Here is a 23,774-nt window from a genome sequence, read left to right as displayed (position 1 = left end):
GCCTCTGGCTAACACTTCCCCTTGCCGGGTGTGTAGAGGACTTTCACCTCCAAGTCACCAGCGAGGCCACCACAGCCAAGCTGGTTGCGCTTCGCGCAACGCGCCATGCCTGGCGCACATAAAAAAGCCCCGAACCAGTCGGGGCTTCACGCTGAGGGTGCGGCCTCAGTTAAAGCTGCTTAGCGAACGCCGTCCTGGCGCAGGGCCGCCGGGGAGAAGTCAGCGGTGGAGGCGGTGAAACCGAAGTCATACGCCTGCTTCTCTTCGTTCTTCATGCCCAGGGCCAGGTAGCGGCCGGACTGCAGGTCGTAGAGGGTTTCGATGGCGTACCACGGCACTTGCTTGTCGTAGTAGTTCTCGGCATGGGCTTCGGCGACGCGCCACAGTTGGCCGCGACCGTCGTAGTGGTCGATAACCGCCGCTTGCCAGGTGTCTTCGTCGATGAAGAAGTCACGCTTGGCATAGATGTGACGCTGGCCTTCCTTCAGGGTCGCAACCACGTGCCAGACGCGGCGCAGCTCGTAGCGGGCCAGGTCCTGGTTGATGTGGCCGGCCTTGATGATGTCGGCATATTTGAGCTTCGGATCGTCGATCTTGTAGCTGTTGGAGGCAATGTAGATTTCTTTCTTGCCTTCAAGCTTCCAGTCGTAGCGGTCCGGTGCGCCGTTGTACATGTCGAGGTTGTCGGAGGTACGCAGGCCATCGGCTGCGGTGCCTGGCCCGTCATAGGACACTTGCGGCGCCCGGCGCACACGGCGCTGGCCGGCGTTGTAGACCCACGCCGAACGCGGCTCTTTAACCTGGTCCAGGGTTTCGTGCACCAGCAGCACGCCACCGGCCAGACGCGCCGGCGCGGTGACTTGCTGCTTGAAGTAGAACAGCACGTTGCCCGGGTTTTTCGGGTCGTAGTCCTTCATCTTGTCGCGGAACACGAACTGATCGCGGAAGTACACCAGGCTGAACGAGCCGTTGGTTTGCGGCGTGGCCTGGGTTACCAGGCGGGTCACGCTGCCACCGCGATAGCGGGTGATGTGGTTCCAGATAACTTCCACGCCGCTTTTTGGGATCGGGAACGGAACTGCGGTCTCGAAGTTTTCCAGGCCGTTGCCGCCGGACACCAGGTTGGTGTTGGTGGCGTTCTTCTTGATCGAGGCAAACACCTCGGCCGGCACGGTAGCGCCGCGATGGGTCGGGTAGACCGGCATCTTGAAGGTGTCCGGGTAGCGCTTGAACATCGCGTACTGCCCCGGCGCCAGCTTGTCTTTGTACTGCTCGACGTTCTGCGCGGTGATGGTGAACTGCGGCTGTTCGCTGGCATACGGGTTGGCCAGGAAGCCACGGGCATCCACGGCGCCGGCATTGGTAGGCAGCGGCGACCATTTAGGAATGGTGCCGGCCGCGTTACCAGCCATTTCGGCGCCCATCGGCGTCAGGGTCGTGCCCAACTTGGCGGCTTCATCCGCCGAGACTGCCGCCATGACGTTGCTCGCCAGGATCGACAGCCCAAGCACACCCACGTGCAACAGACTTTTAGTTATTTTCATGTTCTGGTTCTTCCTGAAAACAGACTGCTTAAAGAGGTTGTGCTTAGAAGTTCACGCCGGCGCTCAGCGCGATGAAGTCACGGTCATCCACGGTGGTGAACTTGCCACCAAAGAAGTTGGTGTAGTTGAGGCTGACGGTGTAAGTGTTCTGGTACTCGGCATCCACACCCAGGCTGACGGCCTTGCGACCTTCTTCAAAGTTGCCGCCAGGGCCAGGCGAATACCCTTTGACGTCATGGGACCAGGCCACGTTGGGTTTGAGGTTCACACCGGCAAACACATCCGGGTATTCCCAGATGGCCCGGGCGCGATAACCCCAGGACGTGGCGGTGGTGTAGCCGTCGTTGTTGCAGTTGGTGTTCAGGCCGGACGCATTCGGCAGGCCTGCGCCGTTGGCTGTCGAATTGTTAAGCGCATTGCAGAAGCCGCCCGGCAGCGTGCCAGGGCCGAAGACCGGATCACGGCCATAACGTGCCTGGTTTTTGCTCTCCAGGCCGCCCACATGAGTCACGCCGATTTCGCCCACGGTGGTCAGCCGAGTGGCGCCCATGACTTGGTCGAAGAAGTGCGTGAAGGTGGTCTGGAACTGGGTCACTTCCTTACGGTTGTAGCCATGCAGGTCCTGGCCCGGTGTGCCCTTGAGCACCGATGCATTGCCAAAGCCCGGAATCGGCGTGACGCCCGCGTACAGGATATCGGTGGTGCTCAGTTGTACCGGCGCGTTTGGCCGGTAGCTCAATTCACCACTCCAGGCAGTGCCGGTAGGCAGCGTGGTGGAGAAGCTCAAGCCGTAGAGGCGGATATCTTCCGGGTACTCGACGAAGTACTGGGAGCTGCCTGCCACGATCAATGGACGCAACGCCGCCAGCGGCCCCAGCGGACGGGTGTAGGCCGAGTTTGGCGCGCCGGTGGCGCTGAAGATCGGCGCACGGCTGTGGTAGTTCATGAAGTACGCGCCGAACTCGGTGTCCAGCGGCTCGAAGTTGTAGTGCATGGCCACGCCGAACTGGCCGCTGTCGCGTGCATCACGGTCACCGCCGCGACGTACCAGCACACCTTCGTTGTTCACATCCACGCCCAGGGCATTAAGGGTCGGCAACGCCGCGCCCGGGATGGTGGAACGCTTGTTCAGCACCCGCAGGTTATTGCTGCAACCATCCGAGATGACGTCCGGCTGGGAGAAGAATGTGCCGCAGTTATCGGTGACGGTCTGGTCCCATTCCAGCTGATAAAACGCTTCGGCCGAGAGGTTATCGGTGAGGGTTTGCGACACGTAGAACATGTTGACCGGAATCAAGCCTTCCTTGATTTCGGCGCCCGGACGACGGAACGCGGACACGTCGATCGGGTTGATGGAGTTGATACCGCCACCAATGAAGGTGCTTTCACCCCAGCTCACTACCTGTTTACCAAACCGCACGTTACCCGGCTGATCGGCGATGGTGTAGTTGTGGTAGATGAAGGCATCGAGGATCTGCCCACCGGAAGACTTGGCGCCCTCTTTGCGGTTGTTGTTGCTGACGTTCTTGAAATCCAGGTCTTCGTTTTGCAGCGCGAAGTCATACCAGTACTTGCCACGCACAAAGATGCCGGTGTCGCCGTATTTCAACTCAAGGTCATGGATGCCCTTGAAGATCTTCGAGAAGGAGTCGCCCTTGTCGAAGTTCAAGTGGCCGTCATCGGAGGTCTGCGACAGCCCTCTGCCACCGTTGTTGGCACCGATCAGGTCTTTATTGCGACCGGCAGTCGACCAGCTCGCCCCCACCGACAGGGATGAGTCGAAGCTGCCTTCGATTTCACCGATGTTGAAACTGACGCCGAATGCAGGCCCGGCGAGCGTAGAAGCGAGACTGACGGCCAGGGGCAGTCTTGCCCGGCGCCAGAACTGGTTTACTGAGGTCATCGACGCTACTCCATGTGCATTATTGTTATGGCAGTGAGTTCTTTCTTCTGGATGCATGTAACGGCCGGAATACAACGATTCCAATGCCGAACGGCAACCGGGCCCCCATGGCCCGCAGCGCAACATCCGTGAAAAACTCTGAGTGGGACTATAGCCAGCAGGGGGTAGCGCTTGATCCCTCTAAAGTGTGATTTGCATCACCAACCTGTCTGCCACGACCCTTTCGCCACGCCGACGACGGTCGGCGTGGGAAGGATGGCTGAAAATCCTGAAATCACAAGTGAAGCCGCGAGTTAGAGCATTGCCGCGCCCGAACGGGCGCGGCGAAGGGGGTCAGAGCGTGGACAGGAACGTGCTGTTGTTGGCCTGCCACTCGATGATGTCAACGCGGATACGTTTTTTGTCGAGTTTGCCGACACTGGTCTTGGGAATTTCAGTAACAATGGCGATCTGACTTGGAATCGCCCACTTGCTCAGGTGCCCCAACTCCACGAACGGCTTGAGGTGCTCCTTGAGCTCGCGGGCACCTATCACATGGCCATCACGCACCACCAGCAGGGCAAACGGGCGCTCGCCCCATTGTGGGTCGGCGATGCCGACCACCGCTACTTCGCGTACCGCCGGGTGACGGCTGACCAGATCTTCGAGGGCCAATGACGAAATCCACTCGCCGCCCGTCTTGATCACGTCCTTGATGCGGTCGCGAATATCGATCACGCCAAACGCGTCCAGCGTGGCCACGTCACCGGTGTGCATCCAGCCGCCTTCCCACAGCTCGGCGCCCTTTTGCGGCTCGTTGAAATACCCTTCGCTGAGCCACGGCGCACGCAGCACCAGTTCGCCCTGAGACTCGCCGTCGGCGGGCAAGAAGTTGCCGTCGCCGTCGACAATCGCCGCTTCCACCAACGGCCCGGGCACGCCGGCCTTGATGCGGTAGGTGGTGCGCTCGTCTTCGGTGCCGGCCATCAACTCTTCGTTGAGGTGAGCGCAGGACACCAGCGGCCCGGTCTCGGACATGCCATACGCGGCAGTCAGCTGAATGCCCCGCGCCTTGGACGCTTCATACAACGTGCGGTTAAGCGCGCTGCCGCCGATGACGATTTTCCAGCCACCAAAATCCACGTCCTGGGCGGCCTTGGCGTTGAGCACCATTTGCAGGATGGTCGGCACGCAGTGGGAGAAGGTGACCTTTTCTTTGCGCCACAACTCCACCAGGTATTCCGGGTCGTAACGGCCGGGATAGACCTGCTTCAAACCGAGCATGGTCGCCACATACGGCAGGCCCCAGGCATGCACATGGAACATCGGCGTAATCGGCATATACACGTCGTTGGTGCCCAGCAGGCGCACGCTGTCGACACTGCCCATGATGGTCGCCACGCCGATGGTGTGCAGCACCAACTGGCGGTGGGTGAAGTACACGCCTTTGGGGTTGCCGGTGGTGCCGGTGGTGTAGAACGTGGTGGCGACGGAATTTTCGTCGAAATCCTGGAAGTCGTACTTGGGACTGGCGGCCGCCAGCAGGGTTTCGTACTCGCCGACCAGGTTTGGCAACTCGGCAGTCTTGGCCTCACCGTCGGTGAGCAACAGGGTCTTGTCGACGGTGGTCAGATGCCCGGCAATCGCCTGGTAGAGCCCCACGAACTCGCTGTTGACCAGCACAAAGCGGTCCTCGGCGTGGTTCATGGTGTAGAGAATCTGTTCCGGCGACAGGCGCACGTTGATGGTGTGGATCACCGCGCCGATCATCGGGATGGCGAACATGCACTCCAGGTAACGGTGGCTGTCCCAGTCCATCACGGCAACCGTGTCACCGGCCTTGACCCCGGCCTCGGTGAGCACATTGGCCAGGCGCGCGACCCGCTCGATCAGAGTTGGGTAGGTATAACGCAGCTTGTCGCGGTAGACGATCTCCCGGGTCTTCTCGTAACGCGCCCCGGACATCAACAGGCGTTTGATCAACAGCGGGTATTGGTAAGCGCCTTCGGCGGGCGGGATAACACGGGTCTGCAACATACGAATCCCTTATCTGACTGCACGGTCTTGGCTAAGACCTGCACTGTAGAGCGCTAATGTTTCAGCCAAATCAGCCAAAGGAATGATTTGCAGCAGCCAATGAATGCTAGCTTTGCGCCAGCATCGAGGATTTACATAGATCAAAATGTGGGAGCGGGCTTGCTCGCGAAAGCGCTGGGTCAGTCAACGTTTCTGCCACTGATACACCGCCTTCGCGAGCAAGCCCGCTCCCACATTTTGTCCGTGCCCACTCAGGTACAGCGTTATTTCATGCTGGTAAACGCCAACTTCACACCAATGGCAATCAGCACCGCACCCATGGTCCGATCAAACCAGTGCCCCATCCGCGCAAACCCGGCGCGCACACGCTGTTGGCTGAACAGCATGGCCACCAGGCAAAACCACAACGCCGTCGCCACTGCCAGGTACACCCCGTAACCGGCCTGGATCGCCAGCGGCGTGTGCGGGTTGATCACCACGGTAAACAGCGACAGGAAGAACAGCGTGGCCTTAGGGTTCAAGCCATTGGTGACAAACCCTGCGGTAAACGCCCCACGCGGGGTGCGCTCGCCCACTTCACGGTGCAACTCGCCTTCGGCGGGCGGCTTGGCCGGCTGCGCGCGCAGGGCCTTGAAGCCGATGTACAGCAGGTACGCAGCAGCGGCCCATTTGAGCGCGTTGAACAGCACAATGGACTGCGACACGATCAAACCGATGCCCAGCAGCGAGTACCCCACGTGCAGGAAAATCGCCGAACCCACGCCCAATGCGGTCCAGGTGCCGGCGCGACGGCCATGGGTAACACTTTCACGCACCACCACGGCGAAATCCGGGCCGGGGCTGGCCACTGCCAACAAGTGAATCAGGGCTACGGTCAAAAACTCGGCGACGTACATGCTCACTCCATTAAGTAACTGATTATTTCATCTGATAGGCTCGGCAGATTACGCCTTCGAACCTCGTCGCAAAAGGTACAGTTGAGAATGAACAATCGCCGCGCCGTCTTCCTTGATCACCCGTCCCTGGACCTGGGCGACCTCGACCTCAGCGAGCTGCGCAACAGCTTCAGTGACCTTGAGCTGTTCACCGACACCACGCCACAGAATGTGCTTGAACGTATACACGGCGCCCAGGTGGTGATCAGTAACAAGATCGCCCTTAACGCGCAAACCCTGGCGGCCTGCCCCGAGCTCAAGCTGATCCTGGTGTCGGCCACCGGCACCAACAACGTCGACCTCGACGCCGCCCGCGCACACGGCATTACCGTGAGCAATTGCCACGGCTACGGCACGCCGTCGGTGGCGCAGCACACGATCATGCTGCTGCTCAACCTGGCGACGCGTCTGAAGGACTATCAACAGGATGTGGCGGCGGGTAAATGGCAACAGGCCAAGCAGTTCTGCCTGCTGGACTACCCGATTGTCGAGCTGGAAGGCAAAACCCTCGGCCTGCTCGGCCATGGTGAACTGGGCGGCGCGGTGGCGAGGCTGGCCGAAGCTTTTGGCATGCGCGTGGTGCTCGGCGCCATTCCCGGGCGCCCTGCCCGCGCCGACCGCGTGCCGCTGGATGAGCTGCTCACACAGGTCGACGCGCTGACCTTGCACTGCCCGCTCAATGAACACACCCGCGACTTCATCGGCGCCCGCGAACTGGCGCTGCTCAAGCCCGGCGCGTTTATCGTCAACACCGCACGCGGCGGTTTGATCAACGAACAGGCGCTGGCAGATGCCTTGCGTAGCGGCCATTTGGGCGGCGCGGCCACCGATGTGCTGAGCGTGGAACCACCCGTGAATGGCAACCCGCTGCTGGCCGGCGACATTCCTCGTTTGATCGTCACCCCCCACAATGCCTGGGGCAGTCGCGAAGCGCGCCAGCGTATCGTCGGCCAACTGGCTGAAAACGCCCGAGGCTTTTTCAGCGGTGCCCCGCTGCGCGTCGTCAGTTGATAAACTGCGCCCCTTTTCAAGGAGCAGACTATGGATCCGCGCAGTGAAGTACTGCTTCGTCAGGCCGAACTTTTTCAAGGCAACCTGCTGCTGGCAGGTTTGCCCGCCGACGACTTGCTCGGCCGCCTGCCCAATGCCCACGGCTGGAGTTGGCACGCCGGCGATCAGGCGGCACTGGATGCGCGCTTTCCCGAGCGCAGCCAGTTCGGCGTGAACGTGCCCGGACGCGGGTTTGATGCGGCTGTGATCTTTCTGCCCAAGTCCAAGGACCTCACCGACTATTTGCTAAACGCCGTGGCCGCACGCTTGCCCGGTGCCGAGCTGTTCCTGGTTGGGGAGAAAAAGGCCGGCATCGAAAGTGCCGCCAAGCAGATGATCCCGTTCGGCAAGCCGCGCAAGCTCGACAACGCGCGGCACTGCCAACTGTGGCAAGTCACCGTGGCCAACGCGCCGCAAGCGGTCGAGTTGGAAAGCCTGGCGCAAGTCTTCGAGGTGCCGCTGGCCGAAGGGCCGCTCAAGGTGGTGAGCCTGCCCGGCGTGTTCAGCCACGGCCGCCTGGATCGCGGCACCGAATTGCTGCTGGAGCATCTGGACAAGCTGCCGAGCGGGCATTTGCTCGACTTTGGTTGCGGCGCCGGCGTGCTTGGGGCGGCGGTCAAACGTCGCTACCCGCATAACAGCGTGACGATGCTTGATGTGGACGCCTTCGCCGCCGCCAGCAGCCGCCTGACCCTGGCGGCCAACGGCCTGGAAGCCGAGGTGCTGACCGGTGACGGCATCGACGCCGCGCCGATGGGTTTGAACGCGATTTTGAGCAACCCGCCGTTCCATGTCGGCGTGCACACGGATTATTTCGCCACGGAGAACTTGCTGCGAAAAGCGGCGAAACACCTGGCAAAAGGTGGTGAACTTCGCCTGGTCGCCAACAGCTTCCTCAAGTACCAACCGCTGATCGAAGAGCACTTGGGCGTGTGTGCGGTGAAGGCCGAAGGCAATGGTTTTCGCATTTATCGTGCCAAACGCGGCTGATGGCGATTTGAAAAAGAACGCTTGCCGAATGGGTTTTGCCTAGGCAGAATCCGCTCCGTCCTAGGGGAGTAGTCTCCCACGAGCGCCATGCTCGTCCGGCATACGTCAACATACTTGGTCAACAGACCATGGCGTATGCGACCCAGGAGTCCGCACAGACGGACCGGGGTTTGACCAGACCTATGACACGCACACCTTACCCGGGGCGGGAAGGCTGTACGTGTCATAGCCGTGTCGACCCGCCCCTGGAAACCTACCTGATGCTGGATTCATTACTCGTTCCTACCGCAATCGTTGCCTTGGCCGAAATCGGCGACAAGACGCAACTGCTCGCGCTCATCCTTGCCGCACGCTTTCGCAAACCCTGGCCGATCATCGCCGGCATTGTCGCCGCGACCCTGGCCAACCATGCGGCCGCCGGTGCCGTGGGGGCCTGGTTCGGCAGTTTCTTCTCGGATGCGGTGTTGCACTGGATCCTCGCAGCGAGCTTCTGTGCCACCGCGCTGTGGACTTTGGTGCCGGACAAGCTCGACGATGACGAAGCCAGTACCACGCGCAAGTTCGGGCCGTTCCTGACCACACTGATTGCGTTCTTCCTCGCCGAAATCGGTGACAAGACCCAAATCGCCACGGTGATGCTGGCGGCGCAGTACCCGGAGTTGTGGCTGGTGATTATCGGCACCACGCTGGGCATGCTGATTGCCAACGTGCCGGTGGTATTGGCGGGGAATTTCGCGGCGGAAAAACTGCCGCTGACCTTGATTCGTCGACTGGCGGCTACGGCGTTTTTCGTCCTGGCGGTGGTGGCGGTGTACAAGGCCATGCAAAGCAGCGGGTGGATCTAAAGCTGTAAACCCAAACCAATGTGGGAGCGGGCTTGCTCGCGAAAGCGGTGTGTCAGTCGGTAAATATTTGACTGAACTGACGCCTTCGCGAGCAAGCCCGCTCCCACATTTGGATCTTCACAAGTCCTGGAATATCAGGATTTTTTGGCCTGTTGGTAAAGCGGCATCACCTTCGGAATCGCCGCCTGCAACGAAGCGATTCGGCTGTCGGACGCCGGGTGAGTGCTCATGAACTCCGGTGGCGCGCCTTCCGAAGCCTTGGCCATCTTGTTCCACAAGGTGATCGCGGCATTCGGGTTGTAACCGGCGCGGGCCGAAAGCTCCAGGCCGATCAGGTCGGCTTCGTTTTCATTGGCACGGCTGTTAGGCAACGTCATACCGTAGTTGGCCACGGTATCGGCCAACGCGAGGCTGTCCTGGCCCAGGCCGAACAACGCACCGGCGCCCTGCTTGGCCATCTGGATGCCATACGCCTTGGACATGGCTTCACGCCCGTGTTCACGCAAGGCGTGGGCGATTTCATGGCCCATAACGGCAGCCAGTTCGTCGTCGGTGAGCTTGAGCTTGTCGATCAACCCGCTGTACACGAAGATCTTGCCGCCAGGCCCGCAGTTGGCGTTCATCTCATCGCTTTTGATCAGGTTGACTTCCCACTTCCACTGCGCCGCGTCCGGGCGGAAGGTCGGCGCCTGGGCGATCAGGCGGTTGGCGATGGCCTGCACGCGCTTGGCGTTGGCACTGGTCTTGTCGAGCATGCCCTTGCCACTCGCCTCGCCCAGCGTCTGCTGGTAGGACTGGGCATACATCTGGTCGACTTCCTGGCTCGACAGCATGCTGAACATGTACTGCTTGCGCTCCACGCCCACGGCGCCGCCGCTGGTGGTGTTAACCGACTGGCAACCTGCCAGCAGCATCGCTGCACTGAGTACGCTTACTGCCAATGACTTTTTCATGATGCTCTCCCTGAAAACCTGGCGCGTATCGTAGGCGGTCATTTGTATCAACGCCAGATACACACGACGTGTAACCGCTAACTTTCAGATACATCCCACACACCCATAGCGGCGGCGAACAGCCCGTTTGCGACATCTCGCACTATTTTGCCCCCCAAGCCTTAAGCCTCCAGAGCCGATGGCCGATACAAAAAGGCAGCCCACCTGCCCTGCGCCTGGAGCCTCAATGAAATTCAAGTCGATTCAGTTTTCTGTCGCCGCACTGACCGGGGCCATCGTGCTGAGTGTGGTCGCAGTGCTGGTGCTTTATGCAGTGTTCGCCGGTGCCCGCACCCAGGAGCTGGTGCAGGAGCGAACCCAGGCGCAATTTGAGCAGATCATCGAGCAGCGCCTCACCGCTCTGGCGCAAACCCAGGCCACCTTAATTCAGCGCGAACTGGAAGCGCCACTGGTAACCGCCAAAGGCCTGGCCACCGCCAACGCCCTGCTGGCCATGAAAGACGCCAAGGGCGAACCCGCGCTGCAGGTCGGCCGTGAGCAGTTGATCAACCTGTTGCATGAAACCGTGGTGCGCAACCCGAAAATCCTCGGCGCCTACATTGGCTGGGAACCCAATGCCATCGACCATAACGACGCTGCCTACGTAAATACCGCGATTGTCGGTATGGCCGCCGACGGCCGCTTTCTGCCGTGGTGGTACCGCAACGCCGATGGCAGCCTGGGCCTGGATAAGCTCGCAGACGTCAACGACCAGAACATCCTGTCCACCGGCGTGCGTGCCAGTGAGTACTACCTGTGCTCCAAAGAGAGCAAGAAACCCTGCGCCATCGACCCGGCACCTTATAAAGTCGGGAATGCCATGGTGATGCTCGCCTCGTTTATCGAACCGATCATGGTCGATGGGACTTTCCAGGGCATCGTCGGTGCCGACCTGTCGGTGAACTTCATCCAGGACATGCTCACCCGCGCCGACCAGAACCTGTACAACGGCGCTGGCGAACTGGCGCTGATCTCCAGTAACGGTCGCCTGGTGGCGTACACCAAAGACGCCAGCAAGCTCGGCGAAAAAGCCAGCGACCTGCTCGACAGCAACGAGCTGGCCAACCTCGGCCAGTTGAAAGTCGGCGAAGTGCGCTACGACATCGACAAGGAACACGGGCATATCGAACTGTTCCTGCCCTTCAACATCGGCCAGGCCGAAGCGCGCTGGACCTTGATGCTGCAACTGCCGCTGAGTGCGGTAATGGCCGACTCGCAAAAGCTGCAAAGCGACTTGCAAGCCCAGCGCAAGACCGACACCTTCGGCATGGCCATGGTTGGCCTGTTGATCGCCGGTATCGGGTTGCTGGTGATCTGGCTGGTGGGCCATGGCATTGCCCGCCCGCTCAAGCAAATGGTGGCGATGCTCAACGATATCGCCCAGGGCGAAGGCGACCTTACCCGCCGCCTCACCAGTGATCGCGCCGATGAGCTGGGCGCGATTGCCAACGGCTTCAATACCTTCCTGATCAAGTTGCAGGGCATGATCACTCAGGTGGTGAGTTCGGTGCAAAAGGTCAGCGACTCGTCGGAACACACCGCCGATATCGCGATTCGCACCAACCAGGGCGTGCATAAACAGCTGGTCGAGATCGACCAGGTGGCCACCGCCGTGCACGAAATGACCGCCACTGCGCAAGACGTGGCACGCAATGCCACCCAGGCCGCGCAAGCCGCCAGCCATGCCGACCAGGCCGCCAGCCAGGGCATGCGCATTGTTCGCGACACCTCCACCTCCATCGGCGCGCTGGCCGAAGAAATCGGCAAGGCCGTCGGCGTGGTGCAAACCCTGGCCAAGGACAGCGAGAACATCAACGCAATCCTCACGGCGATTCGCGGGATTGCCGAGCAAACCAACCTGCTGGCGCTCAACGCCGCCATCGAAGCGGCCCGCGCCGGTGAACAAGGCCGAGGTTTTGCGGTGGTGGCCGATGAAGTGCGCAACCTGGCGCAGAAAACCCAGAAGGCCACCGAAGAAATCCAGACCATGATCCAGCAGTTGCAACAAGGCACGCGGGATGTGGTGCGGGTGATGGAGGACAGCCAGCACCGCACCGACGAAAGCGTGCAACATGCGGCGAAGGCGGCCGAAGCGCTGGAGACGATTACCCAGGCGGTGTCGGTGATCAACGACATGAACACGCAGATTGCCAGCGCGGCCGAGGAGCAGAGCGCGGTGGCCGAGGACATCAATCGCAATGTGATCAATATCGGCCAGGTGGCCAATGAGGTGGCGGGTGGTGCGGATGAGTCCAGCGCAGCGAGTGCGGATCTGACCAAGCTGGCGGAGCAGCAGCGGCGGTTGATCAATCAGTTCAAGGTTTAGCGATCTGCGGTGGTTTTGAGGCCGCCTTCGCGAGCAAGCCCGCTCCCACATTTGACGGTGTTCACAAATCAAAATGTGGGAGCGGGCTTGCTCGCGAAGAGGCCAGCACATTCAACCTCAACCCGGAGTCAGGCACTCCGGCCCATTCAACTTCGGATCATTGACCATATTGGCCAACACCCGCTCGCGCAACGCCGCGGGCTCGCTGGCCAACAAGCCCTGCAAAACGTGCAGCGGCGTCTCAGGATTCAGCCATGCCTCCTGCCCCGCCGCATCCAGAATCAACGGCCGCCGCTGGCTCTGCGCTGCCTGGGTCACCACTGCGGTACTCAGCCACACCTGCTCCTGCACCGGATAAGCCTCCCAGATCGCCGCAAAAAACAGCGTGGAGCCTTCACCCGGCGTCAGCCAGTAGGGGCGCTTGCGCTGGGTGCCACGCCATTCGTAAAAACCGTTGGCCGGCAGCAAGCAACGGCGCTGGCGCAAGGCTTCGCGAAACATCGGTTGTTCCGCCAGGGTTTCGGCGCGGGCGTGGGCCGGGGTGCGCGAAAGGTCGGTGAGCCACGGTGGCGTAAGGCCCCAGCGCGCACGTGCCAGGGTGCGCTGGCCTTCGCTCAGGCGCTGGATCAGCACCGAATCATACGGGGAGATGTTCCACTGGGCCTGCTGATCGGCCGGGAAGCCCGGCAAGGCAGCAAAAGAAGGGTTCCAGCGAAACAGGGCATAACGTCCACACATGGGGCAACACGACTCTTGGGGTAAACCGACCGACAGCCTAACAGACCAGCACGTCGGGGAAGCTGTCGGGTTCATCGCCGGGCATGGGTTGCGCGCCGTTATAGGCCGTTATCAATTCACGGGCGTAGGCGGCCTGGTCGTTGTTAACTTCCAGGCCCAACAGGCCGAAGATCGGCAATTCGCCGGTGCCACCGAGCAAATGGCGACCCACCAGGTGCGCCTCGATGCCTTCGCTGGCAAGCATCTGCTGCAGCAGCTCGCCTTCCATCAGGTTTTCCGGTTCGTAGATTCGCTGCATGGGGTGTACCTGTTACTCGTTTTCGCTGCGCACGTTCAGCATCCATTCGTCCTCGTGCACCTGTAGCTCGAAAGTGACGGGCCGGCAGCACACCGGGCAATCCTCTATATATTGCTGATCACCTCCCGACAGGTCCAGCAACGCTGTGACCACCTCTGCACAATAAGGACATTCGTACGACTCCTCTTCCATCGCGGTCTCCCAGGTGACTTGTGCGTATAATCGCCGGTCTATTTACAGGGCTATTCACGGCAGCGCCACTATTGCGGCCGCACCCTGATATTTCCTTTACTTACCCTAGCCGTTTCTAACAAGAGAGCATGATGGGCGAATTCGATACCATCCGACCTTACAACGACAGCGAAGTCCCGGCCGTGCTGGCGCGTCTGTTCAGTGACAAGGCCTTTCTGGACATCCTGACCCACTTCCGCTTCCCGCGCTTTGCCGGCGCCCTGGGCTGGCTGCTCAAGCCGATGATCGCCCGCAAACTGCGCCGTGAATTTGCCGGCGTCACCACCGTGGCCACCCTGCAGGACAAAGTCGAGTATTACGTCGATCACACCATTGATCGCGCGACCGACGGCGTGACCTATACCGGCGTCGAGCAGCTCAAGTCCGGCACCGCCTACCTGTTTCTGGCCAACCACCGCGACATCGTGATGGACCCGGCCTTCGTCAACTATGCCGTGTACCACGCCGGCCTGCCGACGCCACGCATCGCCATCGGCGACAACCTGCTGCAAAAGCCGTTTGTCAGCGACCTGATGCGCCTGAACAAGAGCTTCATCGTGCACCGCTCGATCACCGGGCGAAAGGAGAAGATGGCGGCGTATAACCTGCTGTCGGCCTATATCAACCATTCGATCCGCAACGACTGCCAGTCGATCTGGATCGCCCAGGCCGAAGGCCGCGCCAAGGATGGCGATGATCGCACCGAATCGGCAATCCTCAAGATGTTCCACGTCAGCCGCAAGGACGAGCCGTTTGCCGAGGTGATCCAGTCATTGAACCTGACGCCGGTGTCGATCAGCTATGAATACGACCCGTGCGACAGTGCCAAGGCGCGCGAGCTGTACATCCGCGCCACCACCGGCACCTACACCAAGGCACCGGGCGAAGACGATGTGAGCATTGCACTGGGCATTACCGGCTACAAGGGTCGCGTGCACGTGAACTTTGCCCCGCCGATTACCGAGCGTTTTGAAGACACCAAGCTGTTGGCCGTGGAAATGGACCGGCAGATTCTCGGCGGTTATCGCCTGTTCCCGGTGCATTACCTGGCGTATGCGCAGTGGAGCGACGCCGACCCGCAATTGCAGGTGCCGGCGGCAGCCGAGGTGTTCCCGGCCGATGAGTTGGCCAAGGCCAAGGCGGAGTGGGAGCGGCGCTTGAATGAATGCCCGGCTGAGCACCGACCGTTTTTGGTGGTGCAGTATGCGACGCCGGTGAGGAATCAATACCGGGTCAAGGCCGGGATTCCCCTGTAAACACCACCAAGGTGTGGGGCATCTGTGGCGAGGGAGCTTGCTCCCGCTGGACCGGGCTGGCGCTCCAGTGCGTAGCGCTCCCATCTTTATTGGGGCCGCTTCGCTGCCCAGCGGGAGCAAGCTCCCTCGCCACAACAAGCCCGCTCCCACATTTTGGTTTTGCGGTGATTTTAGAGGTGGGTGCTGAGCCATGAGACGGCCAGCGCCAGGCCCAGGCAGGCAAACCCGACACGGTAAGCCAGGCGATGCGACCGTTCGGTGCGCACATCCAGAAACAACATCGGTTGGTCGATTGCGCGGTCTTCGCTTTGGGCGGTCAGATCGGCCAGCGCTCGCTGCTCGCGCAGGCGGGTAATGAACAGCAGCGCTGCACCCGGGCAGGCCACCAATAAAGCCACAGCATTGATCAGCAGTGCGGGCAGCGCCATCGCAAACCTCGGTAGACGAGTGTCTTGGTATCAATTCAGATACAAACCTGAATGATATTGGCCTCCTGCCGCTGAAACGTTCCGTCCCCCATGTACGGTTAATGTATCCAGTAATTTACAGCGTCACCTGAACGTCACCTTAACAAGCCACTCTGTTGCCCTTCGAACGCTTGGGAGCTTGTCATGCTGCACGCACAAAACCAGGATCGGCTGTACTTGATGGCCCAAAACGATGAGCAGGAAGCGCTGGTCGGCGGCCTTGCGTTCAACGTCCAGGACCGTCACTGGCTGGTGTATTGCGCGCTCGGCGGGCACCAGCATGCCGACCTGCCGGAGCTGGACCTGCTCACTGGCGTGAGTGTGCTGGACTTTTATGTCGAAACGGCTGCATGAAGGCTACAGGCATAAAAAAACCGGGCTCATTGCTGAGCCCGGTGATCGTTCCCACGCTCTGCGTGGTAACGGCGATCAGGGCGCTCCGCGCCCGCCCGACAGTTACTGTGCGCTGAGAAGCGAACCGATACTCGGGTCTTTGAACAAGCGCGTCAGGGCATCACTCAACACGTCGCTGACCAGCTTGGTGTTGGTTTCCTGGTTCGGCGACATACCGAAGCGCTGGTTCAGGGACGCGCCGTAGCGGCCACTGTAGCGGCGTGTACCGGCACTGACGTCGGACTTGAAGGTTGCGCCGATGGAGGCTTCCGTCACATACAGGCCTTCTTTGGGCGACTGGTACTTCAGCTCAGCCAGGGTGATGGTCAACTGCGGCGCGCCCGGCGAGTTGGCCGGGGTGAAGCCCAGCAGGCGCACGGCGGCTTCAGCCTGGGCTTGCAGCTTGGGCAGCACGTCCTGGCCTTGTACCGAAATCAGCGCAGTCTCAGGGTACAAGCCACCACGGGAACCCAGGGTGGGCGAAGGACGACCATCTACCACGCGTACCGACACCGGCTGGCCATGGCCGACAGGCGCCAACTGCGCCGTGACTTTAGGTTGCGGGCTGAGTTGTTGCGGGCTGTTGGCGCAGCCAACCAGGGTCAGACTGGTCACAGTGATCAAACCAAACAACAGGCGTTGCAACATACTCATTTCTCCAGGACTAGGTGCAAACAGGCCGCCAGTATAACGGCGCACGCGGGCCACTCACCAGCCATCCTGAACGTCAGCTGAAGGCCTGCTCAAATTACAATTTCGCATAATTTCGTCACTCCACTGTCATGGCACACTGGCAACCTTCAAGCATGTAACGCAACAGGTACAAAGCCATGCGCCTTCTTAAATCATTGTTCATGTCCCAACCCCGTCATCGCCACTACGCACGGCTTGATGCCAATGGCCATTGCGTGGCGTTCAAGCAGTGCAGCCTGCCACCCGTGGGCGACGGCTGGGTGGAGGTCTCAGAACCCCATCTGGGCTGGATGCACCGCCCACTGCCGATGAGCGCTCGAATCAGCCCGCAGGTCGTCCACACGCACTCGCGGCATGCACTGGCTTCCTGAACGCCCTAATAAAAGTCACAAAACACGCCCATTTCCCCGGCGTTCTTCGCTACAATCTCCCCCCGATTATAAGGACGTCTCCTGATCGGGCCTCGCAGCATCGTTAATGCCTCGGTATTAACCCCCCAATCGCCCACAGAGAGCCGCCCACACAGATCGAGTGAAGCTGGCGCGCTTGCTGTTTTCTTTGCAAACCACCTCTCTTTACCGAATCTGCCAGAGCTGCCATTGCGCTCGGCCACTTGAGTTGTTTGCCCGTTTTGCCGCGTGTCGGCAGAGGTTTACGGGCCAGGTGCCAGGCTGGGGCAGCCCTTTTTTGAGGTTCACGTCTTCAAAAGAGCGTGAAAAAACGGGTTTTCACAACTTCACAAGAGTGTGGCGAGCAAATGAATAGTTTGGCGTTTGTACAAGCACCATCAGCGTCTGGAACAGCCCAACCACACAGGACCGAGTACTCCTCAAACACCGGAGCTTGAGCCTGTCCGCTACGGATTGATTGCACGAATCACACGCTTTGACCATAAGTCGAATTGCCACAGGCGCCCATGAATGCGTTCATAGGCAGATTAGCCCGGCAGGAAGCGTGTGCTGAAGTTGCAAAGAATTGCGAAACGGACATGGCGATCCTGGCCATGGGTAACCTGGGGCAACACGTGAACCGCCCCGTCACTCCTGGCAGCCATGCCGTCAATTTGGTGCTGCAGATTTTGGAGACGCGTTAAATGGCGCATAACGAAGCAGTCGACGTAGTACTGGTAGGGGCCGGCATCATGAGTGCCACCCTGGCCGTATTGCTCAAAGAGCTCGACCCCGGCCTCAAGCTGGAAGTCGTTGAGCTGATGGATTCGGGTGCCGCGGAGAGTTCCAACCCGTGGAACAACGCCGGCACCGGCCACGCCGGGCTGTGTGAGCTGAACTACACGCCGCAGGCCGCCGATGGTTCCATCGACATCAAGAAAGCCGTGCACATCAACACCCAGTTCGAGGTGTCGAAGCAGTTCTGGGCGTACCTGACCAAAAAGGGCACCTTTGGCTCGTCCAAGTCCTTTATCAGCCCGGTGCCGCACCTGAGCTTCGTGCAGGGCGACAAAGGCGTGTCCTTCCTCAAGAAACGCTTTGAAACCCTCAGCCAGCACCATGCGTTCTCGGACATGCACTACACCGAAGACCGCAATGAGATGGCCGAGTGGATGCCGCTGATGATGCCGGGCCGCCCGCTCGACGAAAAAATCGCCGCCACCCGCGTGATGAACGGCACCGACGTCAACTTCGGCGCGCTGACCAATCAACTGCTGTCGCACCTGACCAGCGCACCGGATGCCCAGGTCAAGTACAGCAAGCGTGTCACCGGCCTCAAGCGCAATGGCGCAGGCTGGACCGTAAGCATCAAGGACGTCAACAGCGGTAACAGCCGTGATGTAGACGCCAAGTTCGTGTTCCTCGGCGCCGGTGGCGCGGCGCTGCCGCTGCTGCAAGCTTCGGGCATTGAAGAAAGCAAAGGCTTCGGCGGTTTCCCGGTCAGTGGCCAGTGGCTGCGTTGCGACAACCCGGAAGTGGTCAAGCACCACCAGGCCAAGGTCTACAGCCAGGCCGCCGTGGGCTCGCCGCCGATGTCGGTGCCGCACCTGGACACCCGCGTGGTCGATGGCAAGAAATCCCTGTTGTTCGGGCCATACGCCGGCTTTACCACCAAGTTCCTCAAGCACGGCTCGTTCCTCGACCTGCCGCTGTCGGTTCGCGCCGGTAATATCGGCCCGATGCTGGCGGTCGCGCGCGACAACATGGACCTGACCAAGTACCTGGTCAGCGAAGTGATGCAGTCCATGGAGCAGCGCCTGGAATCCCTGCGCCGCTTCTACCCGCAAGCCAAAGCCGAAGACTGGCGCCTGGAAGTGGCCGGCCAACGGGTGCAGATCATCAAGAAAGACCCGAAAAAAGGTGGCGTGCTGCAATTTGGCACCGAGCTGGTCGCGGCCAAAGACGGCTCGCTGGCAGCCCTGCTGGGCGCGTCCCCAGGTGCTTCGGTGACGGTTTCGATCATGCTGGAACTGATCGAGCGCTGCTTCCCGGCCAAGGCTGCCGGTGAGTGGGCGGCCAAGCTGCACGAGATCTTCCCGGCCCGGGAAAAAGTGCTGGAGACGGATGCCGAGCTGTATCGCAAGATCAATGCACAGAACAACATCAGCCTGGAACTGGTTGAGCAAAGCAACGAGGCTGAGAGCTTCGCTTGAGGTCTTGACGCGGAGCGTCAGTGGAGGCATTCCCACGCGGAGCGTGGGAACGATCAAACGCCCCTCGGGGCGTTTTTTTGTGGCTGGGATAATCAGCCGCGGGCTTTTTCGATCAGCTCGATGTACTCAGGTGCGTTGCGCTGGTCCTTGATCAGCTCGACGAAGGTCTTGCCGTGCTCGTCCTTACCATCCAGGTCCAGGCCGGCCTCTTTGAAAAAGCCCAGGAAGCGCTCGAAGTCGTCGATACGCAGGCCACGGTAGGCCTTGATCAGCTTGTGCAGGGACGCTGAAGTCGCGTCAACTGGCTCAAAATCCAGGAACAACTTGATCTGGTCGTCGCCGATCTCGTCACCAATCACCTGTTTCTTATCTTTACGCATTACCGACTCCAGCCTGCAGACATTACACGGGAGAGGAAGTCTACCTGCCAGACACCACCTTCGAAAACAACCAAACACGCATGTGGGAGCTGGCTTGCCTGCGATGGCGGTGCATCAGTGACCGTTGGGCCAACTGACCCACCGCCATCGCAGCATAGGTATCTACACAACCGGATAGGCTGTTGTGGCGAGCAGGCTTGCCCTGCGTTGGGCTGCGAAGCGGCCCCAAACCCAGACGCTGAGTTCTTTCAGGAAAATTGCAGTGCCTTTACTGGGGCTGCTTCGCAGCCCAACGCAGGGCAAGCCTGCTCGCCACAGGAAAAAGTGGCTGCCTTCAAAAGTTGTGTAGATACCTATGGCCATCGCAGGCAAGCCAGCTCCCACATTGAATGCATTCGGCTTAATTACTTTGCGCGAACAGCACCGGTATGCAGGTCCGCCCAGATATGCCCATTGGCATAACTGAGGAACTGCACATACACCGTGTCATTGCGCAGCAGGTCGACAATCACGCGGTACTGGGCCACCGGATAGGACAGCGTGAGCGTTTTGCTGGCGTCATCGAACACCGGCTTTTTCAGGCTTTTGCTTTCGGCGTCAAAATTGAGCACCACCTGGGCGATGGTTGCGCCTTTGTTCAAGGGTTTGCCCTTGAGGCGGATCATCAACGGCGAGGTCACCGGGATGGGTTGTTGCGTTGATTGCCGCTGGTTACCCACCACCACCGCATATTCGGTGATTTGCAGCAGTTGCTGCTGGTCGGGCGTTTCGGCGCGCAGGGTCAGGTCATCGGGGGGCAGGAACTGGCTGTGCATCGGCGCGGGCGCGGCAGCCAGTGGCAAACTGAGAGTCAACGCCAGGGCGGCGCAGGTGCGTGGCAACAGGCTCATGGGCCGCTCCGTAGCAGATGGCCGAGCACTGTAGCTCAATCGAACTGGGCGAGCATCCAGCGCTGATACTCGGCCACACCGGCCTCACCTTCGCGGGGCGCCCAGTCGGGTGACTCGCCCTCGCCTATCGGGCGGTACGGCCCGGCCTTGCATTCAAACATCACGCTGTCGGGTTCCAGCACCACCAGGCCATGAAACACGCCTGGCGGCAGGTCGACGCCTGCGCACTCGCCGCCCGCCTGCAGAATGCGCTTGGCAATCACCTCGCCGGTGTCGTTGAACACCAGCACGCCGAGGCTGCCCTTGAGCACCAACAGGGTTTCCGCCTTGTCGGCGCTCAGGTGTCGATGCGGCGGCACATAGGTGTCGGGTTGCAGGCCGACGGCCAGGCGATGGCAGGGCTCTTCCATCTGATGGAAGTTGTGATGGTGCCGGCCACGGGGGCTGGCGGCCGCTTTCTCGGCCAACTCAGCGAACAATGTCTGATCAAGAAAGCGCGCCATGGTTTACATCCCTTTAACCGCGTAGATGCCATTGGCGTTACGCCAGTAGCCTTTGTAGTCCATGCCGTAGCCGAAAATGTAACGATCGATGCACGGCAGGCCGACGTAATCGGCTTTGAGGTCCGGGCGAGCTTTGCGGTCGTGGTCTTTGTCGATCAGCACAGCGGTGTGCACTTTGCGCGCACCGGCGTGTTTGCAGAAGTCGATGATCGCGCCCAGGGTGTGACCTTCATCGAGGATGTCGTCGATGATCAGCACGTCGCGGTCGATGAACGACACTTCCGGCTTGGCTTTCCAGAACAGGTCGCCGCCGCTGGTCTCGTTGCGATAACGGGTGGCGTGCAGGTAGGAGGCTTCCAGCGGGAATTGCAGATGAGTCAGCAATTTGCCGGCGAAAATCAGGCCGCCGTTCATCACGCAGAAGACCACCGGGTTGGTGTCGGCCATTTCGCGACTGATGTGTGCGCCAACCTTGGCGATCGCTTCTTCGACTTGCGCTTCGGTGTACAGGCAGTCAGCCTCGCGCATGATTTGACGGATATGCTCGAGATCAGCGGACATGGCGCTCTCCAAGGGGGTGCTGTGGCAAGAAAAGCGGGCAAAGGTACGCATGTGAGGCGCAACGATCAAGCCTTAATGGACTAACGTACTAGATGTCTATAGGACAACACCCTCGGATAGATTAATCTAGGCCGGTTTTTTTGCCCGCCGCCGGAGCCTTTCCCATGCCCACTCGCGAGATCCGCCACCCGCTGATCCGACACAAACTCGGCCTTATGCGCCGTGCCGACATTAGCACGAAGAATTTCCGTGAGCTTGCTCAGGAAGTCGGAGCGCTGCTGACTTATGAAGCGACCAAGGATTTGCCGCTGGAAACCTACGAGATCCCCGGTTGGGCCGGTCCCGTACAAGTGGAGAAAATTGCCGGTAAGAAAATCACCGTAGTGCCTATCCTGCGCGCCGGTATCGGCATGCTCGAAGGCGTGCTCAGCCTGATCCCCGGCGCCAAAGTCAGCGCCGTGGGCGTGGCCCGCAATGAAGAAACCTTGCAGGCACACACATACCTGGAAAAACTCGTCCCGGAAATCAACGAGCGCCTGGCAATGATCATCGACCCGATGCTCGCCACCGGCAGCTCCATGGTTGCCACCATCGACCTGCTGAAAAAAGCCGGCTGCAAAGACATCCGCGCCATGGTGCTGGTGGCTGCGCCCGAAGGCATCGCTGCCGTCGAAAAAGCTCACCCGGACGTGCAGATCTACACCGCCTCCATCGACGAGCGCTTGAACGAACATGGTTACATCATCCCAGGCCTGGGCGATGCCGGTGACAAGATCTTCGGCACCAAGCAGAAGGACGCGTAAGCATGCAGGATGATTTCAACGACCCGCTTTGGCGCCAGATCCTGTCTGGCGCACAGATGCTTTTTGTAGCATTTGGCGCGCTGGTGTTGATGCCGCTGATCACAGGTCTTGATCCAAACGTCGCACTGTTCACCGCAGGCCTGGGCACGTTGCTGTTCCAGGTGGTGACAGGGCGGCAGGTGCCGGTATTCCTGGCATCGAGCTTTGCGTTTATCACGCCGATCATTCTCGCCAAGGGCCAGTTCGGCCTTGCGGCGACCATGGGCGGGGTGATGGCGGCCGGTTTCGTTTATACCTTTTTGGGCCTGGCCGTGAAGGTCAAAGGCACTGGGTTCATCGACCGCTTGCTGCCGCCAGTGGTGATTGGCCCGGTGATCATTTCCATCGGCCTGGCCATGGCGCCGATTGCCGCCAATATGGCGATGGGCAAAGCCGGTGATGGCAGCGAGCTGATCCACTACCAGACAGCGATGCTGATTTCGATGCCGGCGCTGCTGACCACTCTGATCGTCGCGGTATTCGGCAAAGGCATTTTCCGCCTGGTACCGATTATCTCCGGCGTACTGGTCGGCTTTGCCATGTCGTTCTACTTTGGAGTGGTCGACACGGCGAAGATCGCCGCCGCGCCGTGGTTCGCCCTGCCCCACTTCACCGCGCCGGAGTTCAACTGGCAGGCCATCCTGTTTATCGTCCCGGTGGCCCTGGCCCCGGCGATCGAACATATCGGCGGTGTGATTGCGGTAGGCAGCGTGACCGGTCGCGACTACCTGAAGAAGCCCGGCCTGCACCGCACCCTGCTGGGTGACGGGATTGCCACCACCGCTGCCGGCCTGTTCGGTGGCCCGCCAAACACCACTTACGCCGAAGTGACGGGCGCAGTGATGCTGACCAAGAACTACAACCCGAAAATCATGACCTGGGCGGCGGTGTTTGCCATCAGCCTGGCGTTTATCGGCAAGTTCGGAGCGTTGCTGCAAAGCATTCCAATACCCGTGATGGGTGGGATTCTGTGCCTGCTGTTCGGTTCGATTGCGGCGGTGGGCATGAACACGCTGATCCGCCACAAGATCGACCTGGGCGAGGCGCGCAATCTGGTGATTGTGTCGGTGACCCTGGTGTTCGGGATTGGCGGTGTACTGGTCGGCACCGGCACTGGCCCGGATGACTTTGGCCTCAAGGGCATCGCCCTGTGTGCGGTGGTAGCGATTGGTTTGAACCTGCTGCTGCCGGGCAATGATGGCTGGAAGAACAAGAAGCCGGATGAACCGTTGATCTGATTAGCACCGCAAAACCCAATGTGGGAGCGGGCTTGCTCGCGAATGCGGAGTGTCAGTCGATAAACATGTGACTGATACACC

Annotated in this window: 24 protein-coding genes, 1 pseudogene and 1 riboswitch; of the genes and pseudogenes, 11 read left to right on the top strand and 14 right to left on the bottom strand. The window is 60.4% G+C overall.

Annotated features, from left to right (window positions below; translation table 11 throughout):
* Nucleotides 1-179: 179 nt before the first annotated feature.
* The 4 genes from ACTD9P_RS24465 to ACTD9P_RS24450 form a co-directional block, all read right to left on the bottom strand.
* Nucleotides 180-1,544: a DUF1329 domain-containing protein gene (locus tag ACTD9P_RS24465; protein ID WP_305457810.1), complete on the bottom strand. Its 1,365-nt coding sequence runs from the start codon at nucleotides 1,542-1,544 to the stop codon at nucleotides 180-182.
* Between the two features lie 43 nt (nucleotides 1,545-1,587).
* Nucleotides 1,588-3,447 (bottom strand): DUF1302 domain-containing protein, encoded by a 1,860-nt coding sequence (locus ACTD9P_RS24460; protein WP_285683357.1) that lies wholly within the window; start codon nucleotides 3,445-3,447, stop codon nucleotides 1,588-1,590.
* Nucleotides 3,448-3,780: 333 nt separating this feature from the next.
* Entirely contained in the window at nucleotides 3,781-5,463 is a 1,683-nt protein-coding gene (locus ACTD9P_RS24455; protein ID WP_438869712.1) for a fatty acid--CoA ligase, read from the bottom strand.
* 263 nt (nucleotides 5,464-5,726) lie between these two features.
* Nucleotides 5,727-6,359 carry a LysE family translocator gene (locus ACTD9P_RS24450; protein WP_056859000.1) on the bottom strand — a complete coding sequence of 211 codons (633 nt, stop codon included), beginning with the start codon at nucleotides 6,357-6,359 and terminating at the stop codon, nucleotides 5,727-5,729.
* Between the two features lie 87 nt (nucleotides 6,360-6,446).
* Between ACTD9P_RS24450 and ACTD9P_RS24445 the strand changes: the two genes are divergently transcribed.
* The 3 genes from ACTD9P_RS24445 to ACTD9P_RS24435 all read left to right on the top strand — a co-directional run bounded on the left by ACTD9P_RS24445 (nucleotide 6,447) and on the right by ACTD9P_RS24435 (nucleotide 9,283).
* Entirely contained in the window at nucleotides 6,447-7,409 is a 963-nt protein-coding gene (locus ACTD9P_RS24445; RefSeq protein WP_438869711.1) for a 2-hydroxyacid dehydrogenase, read from the top strand.
* Nucleotides 7,410-7,439: 30 nt separating this feature from the next.
* A complete protein-coding gene (locus ACTD9P_RS24440) occupies nucleotides 7,440-8,438 on the top strand; it encodes a methyltransferase (RefSeq protein ID WP_438869710.1) in 999 nt (332 codons plus the stop codon).
* A gap of 50 nt (nucleotides 8,439-8,488) precedes the next feature.
* Nucleotides 8,489-8,610, top strand: a riboswitch (yybP-ykoY riboswitch).
* Nucleotides 8,611-8,698: 88 nt separating this feature from the next.
* Nucleotides 8,699-9,283, top strand: coding sequence for a TMEM165/GDT1 family protein (locus ACTD9P_RS24435; RefSeq protein WP_016974259.1), 585 nt, complete (start codon nucleotides 8,699-8,701; stop codon nucleotides 9,281-9,283).
* 134 nt (nucleotides 9,284-9,417) lie between these two features.
* Here ACTD9P_RS24435 and ACTD9P_RS24430 read toward each other — a convergent pair whose 3' ends face one another.
* Nucleotides 9,418-10,236 (bottom strand): M48 family metallopeptidase, encoded by an 819-nt coding sequence (locus ACTD9P_RS24430; protein ID WP_056859003.1) that lies wholly within the window; start codon nucleotides 10,234-10,236, stop codon nucleotides 9,418-9,420.
* A 178-nt stretch (nucleotides 10,237-10,414) separates the two neighbouring features.
* On the opposite strand from ACTD9P_RS24430, the pseudogene ACTD9P_RS24425 reads away from it, so the two are divergent.
* Together ACTD9P_RS24425 and ACTD9P_RS24420 are read left to right on the top strand one after the other, a co-directional pair.
* Nucleotides 10,415-11,743: pseudogene (locus tag ACTD9P_RS24425) on the top strand (methyl-accepting chemotaxis protein); the annotation flags it as partial.
* A gap of 15 nt (nucleotides 11,744-11,758) precedes the next feature.
* Nucleotides 11,759-12,601 carry a methyl-accepting chemotaxis protein gene (locus ACTD9P_RS24420; protein ID WP_438869713.1) on the top strand — a complete coding sequence of 281 codons (843 nt, stop codon included), beginning with the start codon at nucleotides 11,759-11,761 and terminating at the stop codon, nucleotides 12,599-12,601.
* A 117-nt stretch (nucleotides 12,602-12,718) separates the two neighbouring features.
* Here the strand turns inward: ACTD9P_RS24420 and ACTD9P_RS24415 are convergent, their stop codons facing one another.
* From ACTD9P_RS24415 to ACTD9P_RS24405, 3 genes are read right to left on the bottom strand one after another with little or no spacing between them, the layout of a single operon-like run.
* Nucleotides 12,719-13,339 carry an SOS response-associated peptidase gene (locus tag ACTD9P_RS24415; protein ID WP_438869709.1) on the bottom strand — a complete coding sequence of 207 codons (621 nt, stop codon included), beginning with the start codon at nucleotides 13,337-13,339 and terminating at the stop codon, nucleotides 12,719-12,721.
* Nucleotides 13,340-13,376: 37 nt separating this feature from the next.
* The gene (locus ACTD9P_RS24410) at nucleotides 13,377-13,637 is read right to left on the bottom strand and encodes a putative signal transducing protein (protein ID WP_438869708.1); all 261 of its coding nucleotides are present in this window, start codon (nucleotides 13,635-13,637) and stop codon (nucleotides 13,377-13,379) included.
* A 12-nt stretch (nucleotides 13,638-13,649) separates the two neighbouring features.
* Nucleotides 13,650-13,829, bottom strand: a complete 180-nt coding sequence (locus tag ACTD9P_RS24405; protein ID WP_438869707.1) for a CPXCG motif-containing cysteine-rich protein — start codon at nucleotides 13,827-13,829, stop codon at nucleotides 13,650-13,652.
* Between the two features lie 131 nt (nucleotides 13,830-13,960).
* Between ACTD9P_RS24405 and ACTD9P_RS24400 the strand changes: the two genes are divergently transcribed.
* Entirely contained in the window at nucleotides 13,961-15,124 is a 1,164-nt protein-coding gene (locus ACTD9P_RS24400) for a 1-acyl-sn-glycerol-3-phosphate acyltransferase (protein ID WP_438869706.1), read from the top strand.
* A gap of 170 nt (nucleotides 15,125-15,294) precedes the next feature.
* Here the strand turns inward: ACTD9P_RS24400 and ACTD9P_RS24395 are convergent, their stop codons facing one another.
* Nucleotides 15,295-15,552, bottom strand: a complete 258-nt coding sequence (locus ACTD9P_RS24395; RefSeq protein ID WP_017138215.1) for a hypothetical protein — start codon at nucleotides 15,550-15,552, stop codon at nucleotides 15,295-15,297.
* A 183-nt stretch (nucleotides 15,553-15,735) separates the two neighbouring features.
* Between ACTD9P_RS24395 and ACTD9P_RS24390 the strand changes: the two genes are divergently transcribed.
* On the top strand, nucleotides 15,736-15,945 hold the full coding sequence (locus ACTD9P_RS24390; RefSeq protein WP_056859008.1) for a hypothetical protein: 210 nt from the start codon (nucleotides 15,736-15,738) through the stop codon (nucleotides 15,943-15,945).
* Nucleotides 15,946-16,047: 102 nt separating this feature from the next.
* On the opposite strand, the gene ACTD9P_RS24385 is transcribed toward ACTD9P_RS24390, so the two are convergent.
* Nucleotides 16,048-16,632, bottom strand: a complete 585-nt coding sequence (locus ACTD9P_RS24385) for a YajG family lipoprotein (protein WP_138816815.1) — start codon at nucleotides 16,630-16,632, stop codon at nucleotides 16,048-16,050.
* 182 nt (nucleotides 16,633-16,814) lie between these two features.
* On the opposite strand from ACTD9P_RS24385, the gene ACTD9P_RS24380 reads away from it, so the two are divergent.
* Together ACTD9P_RS24380 and mqo are read left to right on the top strand one after the other, a co-directional pair.
* Nucleotides 16,815-17,048: a hypothetical protein gene (locus tag ACTD9P_RS24380; protein ID WP_219266777.1), complete on the top strand. Its 234-nt coding sequence runs from the start codon at nucleotides 16,815-16,817 to the stop codon at nucleotides 17,046-17,048.
* Nucleotides 17,049-17,770: 722 nt separating this feature from the next.
* On the top strand, nucleotides 17,771-19,279 hold the full coding sequence (gene mqo, locus ACTD9P_RS24375; protein ID WP_438869705.1) for a malate dehydrogenase (quinone): 1,509 nt from the start codon (nucleotides 17,771-17,773) through the stop codon (nucleotides 19,277-19,279).
* 92 nt (nucleotides 19,280-19,371) lie between these two features.
* Here the strand turns inward: mqo and ACTD9P_RS24370 are convergent, their stop codons facing one another.
* The 4 genes from ACTD9P_RS24370 to ACTD9P_RS24355 form a co-directional block, all read right to left on the bottom strand.
* On the bottom strand, nucleotides 19,372-19,659 hold the full coding sequence (locus ACTD9P_RS24370) for a PA4642 family protein (RefSeq protein ID WP_438869704.1): 288 nt from the start codon (nucleotides 19,657-19,659) through the stop codon (nucleotides 19,372-19,374).
* Nucleotides 19,660-20,063: 404 nt separating this feature from the next.
* Complete coding sequence (locus ACTD9P_RS24365) at nucleotides 20,064-20,549, bottom strand: hypothetical protein (RefSeq protein ID WP_438869703.1); 486 nt, start codon at nucleotides 20,547-20,549, stop codon at nucleotides 20,064-20,066.
* A gap of 35 nt (nucleotides 20,550-20,584) precedes the next feature.
* The gene (locus ACTD9P_RS24360; RefSeq protein ID WP_438869702.1) at nucleotides 20,585-21,052 is read right to left on the bottom strand and encodes a WbuC family cupin fold metalloprotein; all 468 of its coding nucleotides are present in this window, start codon (nucleotides 21,050-21,052) and stop codon (nucleotides 20,585-20,587) included.
* Between the two features lie 3 nt (nucleotides 21,053-21,055).
* Nucleotides 21,056-21,613 (bottom strand): hypoxanthine-guanine phosphoribosyltransferase, encoded by a 558-nt coding sequence (locus tag ACTD9P_RS24355; protein WP_003216150.1) that lies wholly within the window; start codon nucleotides 21,611-21,613, stop codon nucleotides 21,056-21,058.
* 164 nt (nucleotides 21,614-21,777) lie between these two features.
* Between ACTD9P_RS24355 and upp the strand changes: the two genes are divergently transcribed.
* Together upp and ACTD9P_RS24345 are read left to right on the top strand one after the other, a co-directional pair.
* Nucleotides 21,778-22,416: a uracil phosphoribosyltransferase gene (gene upp / locus ACTD9P_RS24350; protein WP_017138223.1), complete on the top strand. Its 639-nt coding sequence runs from the start codon at nucleotides 21,778-21,780 to the stop codon at nucleotides 22,414-22,416.
* Between the two features lie 2 nt (nucleotides 22,417-22,418).
* On the top strand, nucleotides 22,419-23,693 hold the full coding sequence (locus tag ACTD9P_RS24345) for a uracil-xanthine permease family protein (RefSeq protein ID WP_438869701.1): 1,275 nt from the start codon (nucleotides 22,419-22,421) through the stop codon (nucleotides 23,691-23,693).
* The last annotated feature ends 81 nt before the right edge of the window (nucleotides 23,694-23,774 follow it).

Source organism: Pseudomonas onubensis (assembly GCF_965653655.1).
Classification (GTDB): Bacteria; Pseudomonadota; Gammaproteobacteria; order Pseudomonadales; family Pseudomonadaceae; genus Aquipseudomonas.
Note: the sequence above shows the minus strand (reverse complement) of the source record. Positions and strands in the feature narration are given on the sequence as shown.